General features: G+C 59.2%; 13 protein-coding genes and 2 pseudogenes. 9 read left to right on the top strand and 6 right to left on the bottom strand.

The genetic code is table 11. From position 1 onward, the window contains the following. Positions 1–87, top strand: a pseudogene (locus tag M8744_RS17380) (IS5/IS1182 family transposase); the annotation flags it as partial. Between the two features lie 98 nt (positions 88–185). On the opposite strand, the gene M8744_RS17385 reads toward M8744_RS17380, so the two are convergent. The 4 genes from M8744_RS17385 to M8744_RS17400 all read right to left on the bottom strand — a co-directional run bounded on the left by M8744_RS17385 (position 186) and on the right by M8744_RS17400 (position 3,186). After that, positions 186–1,352 carry a nucleotide sugar dehydrogenase gene (locus tag M8744_RS17385; protein WP_251420020.1) on the bottom strand — a complete coding sequence of 389 codons (1,167 nt, stop codon included), beginning with the start codon at positions 1,350–1,352 and terminating at the stop codon, positions 186–188. Positions 1,353–1,624: 272 nt separating this feature from the next. Continuing rightward, positions 1,625–1,765 carry a hypothetical protein gene (locus M8744_RS17390; RefSeq protein ID WP_251420021.1) on the bottom strand — a complete coding sequence of 47 codons (141 nt, stop codon included), beginning with the start codon at positions 1,763–1,765 and terminating at the stop codon, positions 1,625–1,627. Beyond that, on the bottom strand, positions 1,762–1,920 hold the full coding sequence (locus tag M8744_RS17395) for a hypothetical protein (RefSeq protein ID WP_251420022.1): 159 nt from the start codon (positions 1,918–1,920) through the stop codon (positions 1,762–1,764). The genes M8744_RS17390 and M8744_RS17395 overlap by 4 nt, the downstream gene beginning before the upstream one ends. A 104-nt stretch (positions 1,921–2,024) precedes the next feature. Continuing rightward, positions 2,025–3,186, bottom strand: a protein-coding gene (locus M8744_RS17400) for an IS3 family transposase (RefSeq protein ID WP_251420023.1) whose coding sequence is annotated in 2 segments (ribosomal slippage) — positions 2,025–2,942 and positions 2,944–3,186 — 1,161 coding nt in all. Because the reading frame shifts where the segments join, the coding sequence is not laid out codon by codon here. Between the two features lie 52 nt (positions 3,187–3,238). On the opposite strand from M8744_RS17400, the gene M8744_RS17800 reads away from it, so the two are divergent. Then, positions 3,239–3,370 carry a hypothetical protein gene (locus tag M8744_RS17800; RefSeq protein WP_256474338.1) on the top strand — a complete coding sequence of 44 codons (132 nt, stop codon included), beginning with the start codon at positions 3,239–3,241 and terminating at the stop codon, positions 3,368–3,370. A 165-nt stretch (positions 3,371–3,535) separates the two neighbouring features. Here the strand turns inward: M8744_RS17800 and M8744_RS17405 are convergent, their stop codons facing one another. Further along, the gene (locus M8744_RS17405) at positions 3,536–4,603 is read right to left on the bottom strand and encodes a hypothetical protein (RefSeq protein WP_251420024.1); all 1,068 of its coding nucleotides are present in this window, start codon (positions 4,601–4,603) and stop codon (positions 3,536–3,538) included. A 225-nt stretch (positions 4,604–4,828) separates the two neighbouring features. Between M8744_RS17405 and M8744_RS17410 the strand changes: the two genes are divergently transcribed. From M8744_RS17410 to M8744_RS17440, 7 genes and pseudogenes are all read left to right on the top strand, one after another. After that, positions 4,829–5,713, top strand: a complete 885-nt coding sequence (locus M8744_RS17410) for a recombinase family protein (protein WP_251420025.1) — start codon at positions 4,829–4,831, stop codon at positions 5,711–5,713. Positions 5,714–5,856: 143 nt separating this feature from the next. Next, positions 5,857–7,050 carry a plasmid partitioning protein RepA gene (gene repA / locus M8744_RS17415; protein ID WP_009503867.1) on the top strand — a complete coding sequence of 398 codons (1,194 nt, stop codon included), beginning with the start codon at positions 5,857–5,859 and terminating at the stop codon, positions 7,048–7,050. Then, positions 7,034–7,966 (top strand): plasmid partitioning protein RepB, encoded by a 933-nt coding sequence (gene repB / locus M8744_RS17420; protein WP_251420026.1) that lies wholly within the window; start codon positions 7,034–7,036, stop codon positions 7,964–7,966. The genes repA and repB overlap by 17 nt, the downstream gene beginning before the upstream one ends. Before the next feature lie 213 nt (positions 7,967–8,179). After that, positions 8,180–9,391 carry a plasmid replication protein RepC gene (gene repC, locus M8744_RS17425; RefSeq protein ID WP_251420029.1) on the top strand — a complete coding sequence of 404 codons (1,212 nt, stop codon included), beginning with the start codon at positions 8,180–8,182 and terminating at the stop codon, positions 9,389–9,391. Between the two features lie 211 nt (positions 9,392–9,602). After that, positions 9,603–10,701, top strand: a pseudogene (locus tag M8744_RS17430) (ParB/RepB/Spo0J family partition protein); the annotation flags it as partial. 148 nt (positions 10,702–10,849) lie between these two features. Beyond that, entirely contained in the window at positions 10,850–11,119 is a 270-nt protein-coding gene (locus M8744_RS17435) for a type II toxin-antitoxin system prevent-host-death family antitoxin (protein ID WP_251420027.1), read from the top strand. Then, positions 11,112–11,528 (top strand): hypothetical protein, encoded by a 417-nt coding sequence (locus M8744_RS17440; RefSeq protein WP_251420028.1) that lies wholly within the window; start codon positions 11,112–11,114, stop codon positions 11,526–11,528. Before M8744_RS17435 ends, M8744_RS17440 begins: the two co-directional genes overlap by 8 nt. 28 nt (positions 11,529–11,556) lie before the next feature. On the opposite strand, the gene M8744_RS17445 is transcribed toward M8744_RS17440, so the two are convergent. After that, complete coding sequence (locus tag M8744_RS17445; RefSeq protein ID WP_050525478.1) at positions 11,557–11,850, bottom strand: hypothetical protein; 294 nt, start codon at positions 11,848–11,850, stop codon at positions 11,557–11,559. Positions 11,851–11,963 lie beyond the last annotated feature (113 nt).

Genomic DNA, 11,963 nt, shown 5'->3' on the forward strand with positions numbered 1-11,963 from the left:
CGACGTGTGGCGACCCGATACGACAGATGCCCAAAGGTCTTCCTCTCCGCCATCGCACTCGCGGCGCTCGTCATTTATTGGCTATGAGTCCTGAGCCTATGGCTCTAAGAAATGGCGCAAATGAACTGGTTAAACGTAAAACTCATTTGTTCCACTCAATAAGTTTGCCATTTTTCTAATTCTCTTTAATCTGCTCCGAATAGATCTCGAGTGAACACCCTGTCAACTACATCCGATAGTTCATCAGTCACACGATTGGCTATAATCACGTCGACTTCAGACTTAAAACCTGCGAAGTCATTGACCACTCTCGAGCCAAAGAACACTTCCTCCTCCAACTCAGGCTCGTAAACCACAATTTCAATGCCCTTGGCCTTGATCCGTTTCATTATTCCCTGGATCGAACTTTGGCGAAAATTATCGCTGTTCGCTTTCATTACCAAGCGATAGATACCGACAACCTTCGGCTCCATCGACACGATCTGCTCGGCGAGAAAATCTTTCCTCGTACGATTGGCTTGCACAATGGCACCAATCAGATTCTGTGGAACCGACACGTAATTCGCCAAAAGTTGCTTTGTATCTTTTGGCAAACAATAGCCACCATAGCCGAACGAAGGGTTATTGTAATGGTTACCGATCCTGGGATCTAGCCCAACACCTTCGATTATCTGACGCGTGTCCATGCCATGGGCCATCGCATAGCTATCAAGCTCGTTGAAGAAAGCCACGCGCATCGCAAGATAGGTGTTGGCAAATAGCTTGATCGCTTCTGCTTCATCAGGGTCAGTGAATAGTACCGGCACGTCGTCATCCAGCGCGCCATCGAGCAGCATATCTGCGAACACGCGCGCTCGATGAGACCTTTCGCCAACGACGATACGGCTAGGGTGCAAATTGTCATAAAGAGCCCGCCCTTCGCGAAGAAATTCGGGGCTGAAGATGATCCTGTCTGAGTTCAAATTTCCACGTAGTTCGCGCACATAGCCAACCGGTATCGTCGACTTGATAATCACCACGGCGCGTTCGTTCAGCAACAAAACTTCGCGAACGACCTTATCCACCGAAGATGTGTCGAAAAAATTGTTCTGCGGATCGTAGTCCGTCGGCGTGGCAACCACCACAAAGTCAGCATCATTTACCGCGCTCGCTAGATGGGTGGTAGCCGTAAGATTCAGCGCACGATGCTTGAGATAATCCTCAAGTTCCGTATCCACGATCGGGCATTGTCGCTCACTTACCTGCTTAACCCGCTCGGGATTCACATCCACCGCCGTCACCGGAACTCGCTGAGCCAACAAGACGGCGTTCGAGAGGCCCACATACCCCAAACCAACGACAGCAACGTTCATGCTGATGCAACCTCTTGCCCACTACGAAAATTTAAGTATGAGAGTTTACTTGGCATCTTGTCTTCGTCTTGGCCTTCTTCGTGTTGTGTCCACAAGGTAGATGGTTGAACCACTCGACTAGTATCCGGCATTCTTTCTGCCGGCAAGGGTCATACATATTCCAGTCGCCAGAACGACCGCTGGTGTACGTATCGAAACTTCTAAACATCGGCTGCATATGGTATGGCTCAACCGGCGTTCGAGGTAGGTCATCCATTCTGCATTGAGTTCCATCAGATTTTTCTTTCGGCTTCGAGTTCTGCGAAAATTTCAGCGACGGTGCGCGCCGGCTTGGGCTGGCCGCCGTCGTCGCCCCGCCTTTGCTGGCTTGGTTCGAGTTTCGGCGCGGCCTTGAGGCCGGCGAAGTCGCTCATGGCGCGGTTGAAGTATTTGAATCTGGATTCCGGGCCATCGTGTCGCTGACGATCTGCACCACCTCGTCGGGCGTCAGGCCCAGGTCATCGACCCATGCCCCGGCGATGCGCATGTCGGCCATGCCGCCGATCATCTTGCCGTTCGGCCCGGTCATCCCCCGAAACCGGGTCGGCTCCCATCGCGGTCAGCAGCGACGTTTGACCTGCCCCCTTTTTGAGGGCCACTCGTAGATCGAGCCTGTTCTCCTTTTGTGTGCCATCATTCGGCGGCGTGAGCAATGGGCGCGGGCGCGGAGCCATCAAGTCGCTCAAGCGGCTGCGCCCATTGCGTTTTGTCGAAGGGCCTCGCGGCTGCGAACTCCCTCGGCGTTTGATATTTCAGGCTGCTGTGCGGGCGCTCAGCGTTGTAATCGATCCTCCAGGCCTCGATGATTTCGCGTGCCTCGCGGATGCTGGTAAACCAGTGCTGATTCAGGCATTCCTCGCGGTATCGCCCGTTGAAGCTTTCGATATAGGCGTTCTGGGTGGGCTTGCCGAGATCGATGAAATAGAGTTGGACGCCGTGATCGTCGGCCCATCCGTCGAGCGCGCGGCCGCGTAGTTCCGGGCCGTTGTCGACAACCAGGATATCGGGGTATCCCCGCTCGCGGGCAACGCGCTCCAGCATGTCCACGACCCGCTCGCCGGGCAACGAGAAATCCACCTCGATCGCCGGGCACTCCCGGGTGCAGTCGTCCTTGAGATTGGCGGTGCGGAATTTGCGGCCATTGGCCAGCGCGTCGCCGGTGAAATCGAGCGACCATCTCTGGTTGGCCGCGATGGGGCACCAGCTGCCTTCGCGGGCCTCGCGCGGGATCTTCTTGCGCTTCGTGCGGCGCAGCCACAGCCGTTCTTCGCGATAGATCCGCTCGACGACCTTGACGTTCACCCTGAAGCCCTCGCGGACCAGCTTTGCATGCAACATGCGGTAGCCATACCTCCGGTGCTTGCCTGACAGCGTGATCAGGCGCTCTCTCAACCGCGCGTGGCGATCTGGCCGCGCCTGATAGGCCAGGCTCGACCGCGAAATCCCGACCAGCCTGCACGCCCGCCGTTCCGTGAACTGATGTTCATCCATCAGCTTCCTCACCGCGGCACGGCGGTGCGCAGGCGTCAGGAGTTTTTTGCCAGCAGCCCCCCTTCAAGCCCGCGTTGTCGAGCATCGTGTCGGCCAGGAGACGCTTCAGCTCGGCGTTCTCGGCTTCGAGATCCTTCAGCCGCCGCAGCTCGGACACCGTCATGCCGCCATACTTGGCCTTCCACTTGTACAGCGTGGCGTCCGACATGCCGTGCTTGCGGCACAGCTCCGAGACCTTCGCCCCGGCAGCATACTCCTGCAAAATCCCGACAATCTGCTCTTCGGTGAAACGTGATTTGCGCATCGTCTGTTCTCCTCGTCGTTTTGAACGTTACAAGAACAAACTCTCATTCTGAATGGCCCAGTTTTGCGGGGGCAGGTCAATCTGGGTCTACGGCCCGGGCGACGACAGCGTCATCGCCTTCACTCGGTTCGGGATCGAAAACCTGCAAGAGCTCATCGAAATGGACCGTGAGCACGCGCGTTGACCTCGCTGTGGCCTACGCCGGATGCTTACACTTTATCCAAGAATTATCTGAGCTTCAGATATCGCTTAGGCCAAACTGACGCGCCCCGCCGAAAGGTCACATCGGCACCGTTAGCGAGAGCCAAGCAACCCTGTTCCTTCATGGCTGACGCCTACCTCAGAGCATTCAGCTCGTTGGTCGCCACATCCGGTACCGCCCCTGCCCAGTCACCTCGCGGATCAGGCCGTGCGTTTCCATCCAGGCGAGGTTGCGCTGAACGGCGGCGCGGCTGGTGCCAGTCATGGTCTCCGCCATCGGAGCGGACACGAGCGGCCATTCCGTCAGCACAGTGCGTAAGGCCGGGGGCGTCCTGCCAGAGAGCGGGGTCATCATGGTTTCCGCCCGCGTTGACCATGCCTCGATATCGTCGAGGTGCCGCATTGCGGTCAGACATCCGTTCTCCATCCCGTCAAGCCAGCGCGCTAGACGGTCAGCCGGTGGGCCACCGGCACGCAGGCCCCCTGCCCCGCCCATGGCCAGAGGCGCAAAGACTGCGCCTCTCCCCTCGCTTGCCGCGATCCGTGCGGCCGTGACCGCCGCTTCTATCTGGTCGCCGTACTGCCCAAGGCCTGCGAGGCTCCAGAGGTGATAACCCATGCAGGCGCGGGTTATCGGGTGAAGATCGGCGACTTGTGCCAGCAGGTCGAGCCAACCGCCCGCGCGGTCCGCAAAGGGCTCGGCTTCATCTGCCATATTCTCGGGATCGCGGCGGTCGAGAAAGGCGGCCAGGTCCACCTCTGGGCCTGGCCCCCCTGTCAGACGACGTACCGCCCAACCGACACGTGCAAGGGCAGCGGTGTCGTCGTGCGCGCCGGACAGGCGCATGGAGATCCAGAGCGCCAGTCGATCCGGGCCGATGCGGTCACCCGCGAACCAGCTGAGGTCGGCAGCCTCGATCAGGGCAAGCCTGTGCCGCCATCCTTCCGGGCTGCGCTTCAGGCGATCGTCCAGCGCACCGACGCGACCGGCCACACGGGCAAGACGCGCGGCATGACGCGCCTCTGCTTTCCGCCAATCGTCGAGGACCTCGGCTTCATGTGGTTCGGCCCGCGGTCCGGGCGGCAAATAATCCGGCTCCTCTTCCATGGGACCGGGCAGAAACCAAAGATCGTCCTCGGACGACTGTTCCACCTCCTCAGCGTCGAGGAAGAGAGCATCAGATTCATTAGAAAAGGCAGGCGGGTGAGGCTTCATATGTGCAAAATACTGGCATTCTGCACTTTACCCAAGGGTTTTGTGAGAGTGCATTTCACACTCTATATAGCACGCGTGGGCGATGGTCGGCGAGGTCTCCCTCATCGCGCTCAGCCTAAGCAAACCAACGGTATTGCGCTGAGGCGAGCCACAGAAAGCGACCTTGCATCCGTTTACAAACGGTCGTTTAATAGCGATGTATGAAACTGCAAAAAGACTGTTTTGATGCCCATGATTGGTTATGCGCGCGTATCTACCGAGGATCAGACCCCCCTGCCCCAGTCGCAGGCCCTGAAATCCGCAGGCTGCGCCGAAATCCATGAAGAACAGGCCTCGGGCGGTAACCGTGCGCGGCCGGTGCTTGCGCGGGTGTTGGAGCGCATCGGCAAGGGCGACACGCTGGTGGTCGTGCGGATTGACCGCCTCGCGCGATCCCTGTCGCATCTGCTGGAGGTGATCGAGCGGCTCGAGGCCAAGGGCGCGTTTTTTCGCTCGATCCAGGACCCGATCGACACTGGATCCCCGCAGGGCAAGTTCACGCTGCAGGTCTTGGGCGCTGCGGCCGAGTTCGAGCGCGCCTTAATTAGGGAACGCACCAAGGCCGGCCTTGCCAGCGCACGCACAAAGGGCCGCGTGGGCGGCAACCCTGGGCTGCGGGCCAAAGACCCTGCCGCTCTTCGCAAGGTGCGGCTGGCACGACAAGACGGCTACATGGAGCGTCTGAACGAAACGGCACAAGATTGGGTTCCTCATGTGCGCCGGTTGCGACCCGACTTGGCCTGGGAAGACGTGTTACGCATCATCAACGGCCCCCTGCCCGAGGCGCGTCGCTGGACCCAAAGTCGTCTCTTGCGCGCCGTGAAGGCCTATGTCCGCGACGGCTTTCTGCCCGAGGCAGTTTTGGCCCGCGCCGGGCGCCGCGAAACCGACGACCGCCTGCCCGCCATCGTCGCCGCCATCAAGGGCGCGGACCCCGACATCACGCTTCAGGCGATCTGTGAACGCCTGGAATCAATGCGGGAACGCACACCACGTGGCCGAACAAGATGGCAGCCGTCTTCGGTGAAAATGCTGTTGGAGCGGGCCGAGAGGCTAGAGTTGCTCGACTGAATTAAGCGACGCTTGCCCTTGTGCCTGTGTGGCTGAACCACACCAAATCTAGAAAGAGCTTGCACGAATCTGATAGCTCGGGCAATAGTCTCGATAAATAACGCGCGATCACATAAAAAACGCGCCCACGAATCGAGGCAGAGATGAGCGAAGCTGAGCAGGACCTGGACATTGCCATCGGGCACTACGCAGAGCTTCTTGCGTCCAATCTTCATGCGCAACGTGCTGCCCACTTCCCTCCCGACGCCAAAAAAGTCATGCGCAGCCTGACCAGCGGCGAGGCGGCCGAGTTGCTTGGCGTCGATCATACCTACCTTCGCAAGCTTCATCGAGAAGGAAAGATCGCTGACGTCGAAACCACTGCGGGCAGCCACCGGCGATATACCCTCGATGATATCTGGGAGATTCGCCATGCCCTTGAGGCAAACGCGAAGAAGCCTGGAACCTACGTTCCGGGGCGTCGTGCCGGTGACGAGCTTCAGATTGTTTCTGTTGTGAACTTCAAAGGCGGGTCCGGGAAAACGACAACATCCGCTCACCTTGCACAGCGCTTGGCTCTCAAGGGATATCGTGTCCTTGCGATCGATCTGGACCCCCAGGCATCCCTTTCCGCGCTGCATGGCATCCAGCCTGAGCTGGACCTGATGGAGGGTGGCACGCTGTATGATGCGGTTCGCTACGATGAACCGGTCCCGATCTCGGACGTGATCCGCAAGACCTACATCCGTGGTCTTGACCTGATTCCCGGGAACCTCGAGCTCATGGAATTCGAACATGAGACGCCGGCAGCCATCCAGCGTGGCGGCGCCCGCGCATTCTTTGCCCGTGTGCGTGACGCGCTCGACAGTGTCGAAGCGGACTATGACGTCGTCGTCATCGACTGTCCGCCGCAGCTTGGCTTCTTAACCATGTCCGCCCTTTCAGCATCTTCAGGGGTGCTTGTTACCGTTCACCCGCAAATGCTCGATCTGATGTCCATGTCGCAGTTTCTGCGAATGACCGCTGATCTGCTTGGCGTCATCCGTGATGCTGGCGCAAACCTTCGCTTCGACTGGCTGCGCTTTCTGCCGACCCGCTACAAGGTGGGTGATGCCCCGCAGACCGAGGTCATTGCTTTCATCCGGGGTCTGTTCGGCAGGTCAGTGCTGACCAACCACATGGTTGAGTCGACTGCGATCTCTGATGCAGGGCTGACGAAGCAGACGCTCTACGAGGCCGACAAGAAGGACTTCACGCGTCAGACTTTCGATCGTGCAATCGAATCCATGAACGCCGTCAACGACGAGATCGCGGCGATCATCCAGAACACGTGGGGACGCAATGGCAAGAAAGCCTAAACTGGGACTGCCACTGCAGACCCTGCGCAACGCGCCCGACGCTCTTGAGGGGCGCAGGCTGCGCGGCGGCGTTTTCGAAATCGAGCCTGACCAAATCGAAACCACAGGTCGGCTCGATGACCGGCTGCAAATCGAGACTGAGGGCCTCAAGGCGTCAATTTCCAAGAACGGACAGCGAGTACCAATCCTCGTCCGGCCGCTTGAGGGTGATCGCTACAGCCTGATCTATGGCCGTCGTCGGCTGGAAGCTTGCAGAGAACTTGGGATCAAGGTCCGCGCCATTGTCACAGAGATGGAGGGCGATCAGGCGCTTCGTGATCAGCTGTTAGAGAACCAGGAGCGACGGGATCTAAGCTTCATCGAACGTGCGCTTGTTGCCTCCGCCTTGCTCGACGGTGACCATTTGAGCGCATCCGAACGTACCAACAAGGGTGTCGCCGAGGTTCTCAATCTGACCGAGGCAGGAGTGTCGCAGCTGTTAAGCGTGGTCCGCACCGTTGGGGAGGACCTAGTTCTCGCCATCGGTGCCGCTCCGGGCATTGGTCGGCCCAGGTGGGAAGAGCTCAAGAAGTTGCTGGGGGCTACGGATGCCGATCGCGAACTGCTTGCAGCTTTGGCCGGTGAGGCCAAGACATCCTACCAGGGCGGTCTTGACGAGAAATCCGATCATGCATTTTTGGCCGTCCTCTCTGCTGCAGGGAAGCCCGAACAGACCACATCCTCGTCTCGCCCTCGCGGGCGGCCCGGCACGGTGATTCCGGGGGTCGGTGCCGCCACTGTCACGACCGGACGTCGTGGAAAGCAACTCAAGCTCGAGTTGAAGGCCGAGGAGAGCGATTTTGTCAGCTGGCTTGAGGGCAACGCCCCGCAGCTGATCGCCGAGCTTCACGAGCGCTGGAAGCGTTCGGAAGACTGAGGAAGAGCAACAATCAAAAAGGAGGCACGAGACAGGCAGAAAAGAAAAAGGCCCCGAGAAGCAAGCTTCACGAGACCTTTCTTAGGTTTCGCATGGGACCAGCCCGCTACAAAACTTCAGTTTTCGCACCTCTGAATGTAGCGATCTGGCCCCTTTCCCGCAAGCGCAAAGCGATTCGCGGGCCAGGGAAATTTTGCCTTCGTGAATGACATCATGGATTACACACCGATTTCGCCGTTTATGCGGCCGATATCGCACGCCCATCTGCGCGTGGTCGAGCGTCCTGAGGCGTCTGTTCCCGGCAAGCCCGTCAACAAGTGGGAACTCCTCCGCGAGCTGTCCAAGGCACAGGCGGCCTTTGGGGTTTCCGAGCGCGATCTGACCGTCCTTCAGGGACTTCTCAGCTTCTTTCCGGACGACGCGCTTGGCGGGAACACAGAAATGGTCGTCTTCCCATCCAACAAGGCGATCTGCGAGCGGCTGAACGGCATGCCTTGCTCGACGATGCGCCGTCACCTCGCCCGGTTGGTAGAGGCAGGCTTGCTCATGCGCCGCGATAGCCCCAATGGGAAGCGGTATGTGCGCAAGCGTGGCGAAGATCGGGTGGCCTTCGGCTTTGATCTCTCCCCGCTCTATTGCCGGGCAGAGGAAATTGCACGGGCCGCAGAGGCTGTGCGTGAGGCCGAGGACCGTGTGCGGCGACTGAGGGAGGTGGTGAGCCTTATGCGTCGCGACTTGGCCGCTCTGGCGGAGTTCGGCGAGGAGATCCAGCCCGGGCTTGGCCTATGGGACCAGCTCCGCGACACGGCCGCCCTCACAGCTAGCGCTCTTCGCCGCAAGCTTTCGCTTGAGGATCTTTCGGCATTCCGGACTGAACTGGAGACCCTTCTTGACCAGGCGCGTAATGTTATTGACGGTCCTGAAACAGAAGAAATGAACACCAATGATGCCCAATTTGAGCGTCACCATCATAATTCAAATAAAGAATCTATAGATCTTGAACCTGCCTTAGAAAAAGGCGGGGTGGCGGGCGGCGCGGCTGATGATGATACGGGTGAGCCCGTGGCTGACCTTGAAGAGCCTGACACGAGGCGGGTGCCGAAAATCCCACTCCACTTGGTGATCGCCGGCTGTCCTTCGCTCAAGACTTTCTATCAGGGCGAAGTTCGACATTGGCACCAACTTTTTGACGCGGCATGTCATGTACGGCCGGCCATGGGGATCAGTGCGTCCGCTTGGAAAGAAGCGCAGCGCTGCATGGGACCAGAGCAAGCCTCGATCGTCGTCGTGGCCATGCTGGAACGTTTTTCCGAAATCAGGTCACCGGGTGGATACTTGCGGGCGCTGACGTCCAAGGCCGCGGCGGGCGAATTCTCTTGCGGTCCGATGGTCATGGCTTTGATCGGTCGGCGAAGTGCGGCTTAACAGCTGTTAAGTTGCGACGTCTTCGGTGCTCGGTTGGCCTGACTTAACAGGTGTTAAGTCGCCTCTTGGCAACCATACGATCATCGAGAGCGAAAGGAGTGTTGGTTTGAGGGTGACGGGAAGTGAGATCGGGAAAGTGGCTTCGTTCCTCGGGCTTTCGTTCCACTGGAACGAAACCTTTCCCTCGAAACCCCGTCGTGGAGAAGATCTGATGACCAAAGCTGTCCAGAAAATCACCCTGTCCCCTTCACGGGATATCCCTTTCGACAAGCTGGTGCTGAGCCAGTCCAACGTGCGGCGCATCAAGGCTGGTGTGTCCGTCGAGGAATTGGCCGAAGACATCGCCCGCTGCGGCCTCTTACAGAGCCTGAGCGTACGGCCCGTCTTGGCTGACGATGGCACCGAGACCGGCAAGTTCGAAATCCCGGCCGGGGGCCGCCGGTTCCAGGCATTGTCCTTGCTGGTGAAGCAAAAGCGGTTGGCGAAGACTACGCCCATTCCTTGCATCGTGCGCGATGCTGCGTCCGACATCCTAGCCGAGGACGATTCCCTTGCAGAAAACATGCAGCGCGTCGGCCTGCATCCTCTCGACCAGTTCCGCGCGTTTGCGTCCCAGCGCGACAAGGGCCAGAGCGATGCAGAGATAGCTGCCGCCTTCTTCGTGACCCCGCAGATCGTGAAGCAGCGCCTCAAACTTGCCTCCGTCGCCCCTGCCCTGCTTGAGGTCTATGCCGAGGTGGCATGACGCTGGAGCAGCTCATGGCCTTCACCGTGAACCCCGATCACGCGCATCAGGTTCAGGTCTGGGATGTGATCCATTCATCCTGGAACAAGGAGCCATTCCAGCTCCGGCGCATGCTGACCGAGACCTCGGTCCGGGCGTCCGACCGACGCGCGGTCTTTGTGGGTGTTGAGACCTATGAAGTGGCGGGAGGCGCGTCGCTGCATGACCTCTTCCAAGGCGATGACGGCGGTTGCGGTTGAGGGCTGGAAGTGGATCGAGGTCGCGCTTGACCTGCCCTACGGCTACAGCCACGGGCTGCGGTCCCTGTCCGGCGACCCGGCACCAATGACGGATGATGAAGGTGCGGCCCATGCCGAGCTGCTCGGCGAGTATCGGGCGCTGGAAGGGGACTACATGGGACAGGATGAGATGCCCGACGAGGTCGACACGCGACTTGGCGTGTTGGAAGCCGCGATGGAAAAGATCGAAACCCAGCCGGTGATCTATCATCCGACAGAGATCGGACGGGCAGGGGCGTTCGTCACGCTCGATCGCTACGGCGCGCTGGCAGTCTATCGCGGCTACGACCACCTGACCTCGGACGAGTCCATCGAGGACGGCATCATCGCCAATGAATACACCTTCACGGAAGGAGGGCGGCGGTTCGGATGACAAAGGGGAGGGCTCAACCCATCTCTTGCAGAATATCCAGAATGTATGTATATTCTGCACAAATGGAGACCCCGATCATGCATGAGCTTCCCGAGTTCAAGGCGGCCGACCTGACGCGGCATACAAGTGACCTGTTTGACGCGGCCATTCGGTCGCCGATCGCGATCACCAAGCACCGCAAGCCGAAATTCGTGCTGATGAGCATTGACCAGTACCAGCAGCTCGCGCGGGGGGCCACGCAACAGGCTCATATGGTTAACGAGATGCCAGAGGATCTCAAGGCTTTGATGATTGAAGGGCTCGAGCGGGACTTGACGCGGGCGGATGACTAAGCCGAGTGCTGGAGAGGTTTTCCGCTATCCGTTCCTTTGGAAACGCGAGCAGATGGCGGGTGAGACCGAGGGCCGCAAGACGCGGCCTGTCTGTATCGCCGTCACTGTCGCCAAGTCCGATAGCGAGACCGTGGTGTTCATCCTGCCGATCACGACGCAGCCGCCCTTGCCCTCGCGCAAATTTATCGAGGTGCCACAGATCGAGTCGCAGCGCGTGGGGTTAGAGACCCATGTCCGCAAATGGGTCATGCTGGACGAGATCAACACGGATATTCTGGAGCGGTCCTATGTCTGGGAGGACCGCACGCCCATTGGCACTTTCAGTTCCGTCTTCACATCCAAGATCCAGTCCAGCCTGATCGCGCTTGCCAGGTCCAGCAAGGCATCCGTTGTCGATCGGCTGAAGTAATCTCGATCACCGCAGGGTCTGCCCAGCTTCACTTGTTCCCGTCGATCCACTTCGACATCAGCCCCTTGTCGCGGAAACATTCATCCGGCACGGCGCGGCGCTTAATGCGGGCGAGACGCTCGGCAAAGGCGACCTGCTTTGATGTCGGGCGGCTGTCTTGCGCGCCCGGGTTCATCTTTGCCTGTGCGTCGATCCAGGCGCTCAAGGAGCGCCGATCTTGCTGAACCTCCCACGGCAGAAGCGTCTGGTTGCGCAGGGCCAGCGCGCGCGCATAGGCGATCTGCTTGGGCGTCGCGGGCAGGGCGTAAGTGGTGCTTTCCATCGGGGATTTCCCTTCTTAGGGTCAGGACCCATTGATTTCTGCGAGGCGGCGTGATTCACGGTTCGAAAAACGAGCGGTGAACATGTCTGATCTCTTCTGGTTGACCGACGCCC

The organism is Lutimaribacter degradans (assembly GCF_023703375.1).
In the GTDB taxonomy this organism is placed as follows: domain Bacteria; phylum Pseudomonadota; class Alphaproteobacteria; order Rhodobacterales; family Rhodobacteraceae; genus Lutimaribacter; species Lutimaribacter degradans.

Coding starts and splice junctions, on each gene's coding strand:
- M8744_RS17410 (WP_251420025.1), top strand. CDS start 4,829: ATGCCCATGATTGGTTATGCGCGCGTATCTACCGAGGATCAGACCCCC.
- M8744_RS17390 (WP_251420021.1), bottom strand. CDS start 1,765: ATGAGCGACTTCGCCGGCCTCAAGGCCGCGCCGAAACTCGAACCAAGC.
- M8744_RS17440 (WP_251420028.1), top strand. CDS start 11,112: ATGACTAAGCCGAGTGCTGGAGAGGTTTTCCGCTATCCGTTCCTTTGG.
- repC (WP_251420029.1), top strand. CDS start 8,180: ATGGATTACACACCGATTTCGCCGTTTATGCGGCCGATATCGCACGCC.
- M8744_RS17385 (WP_251420020.1), bottom strand. CDS start 1,352: ATGAACGTTGCTGTCGTTGGTTTGGGGTATGTGGGCCTCTCGAACGCC.
- M8744_RS17445 (WP_050525478.1), bottom strand. CDS start 11,850: ATGGAAAGCACCACTTACGCCCTGCCCGCGACGCCCAAGCAGATCGCC.
- repA (WP_009503867.1), top strand. CDS start 5,857: ATGAGCGAAGCTGAGCAGGACCTGGACATTGCCATCGGGCACTACGCA.
- M8744_RS17405 (WP_251420024.1), bottom strand. CDS start 4,603: ATGAAGCCTCACCCGCCTGCCTTTTCTAATGAATCTGATGCTCTCTTC.
- M8744_RS17395 (WP_251420022.1), bottom strand. CDS start 1,920: ATGACCGGGCCGAACGGCAAGATGATCGGCGGCATGGCCGACATGCGC.
- M8744_RS17800 (WP_256474338.1), top strand. CDS start 3,239: ATGGCCCAGTTTTGCGGGGGCAGGTCAATCTGGGTCTACGGCCCGGGC.
- M8744_RS17435 (WP_251420027.1), top strand. CDS start 10,850: ATGGAGACCCCGATCATGCATGAGCTTCCCGAGTTCAAGGCGGCCGAC.
- repB (WP_251420026.1), top strand. CDS start 7,034: ATGGCAAGAAAGCCTAAACTGGGACTGCCACTGCAGACCCTGCGCAAC.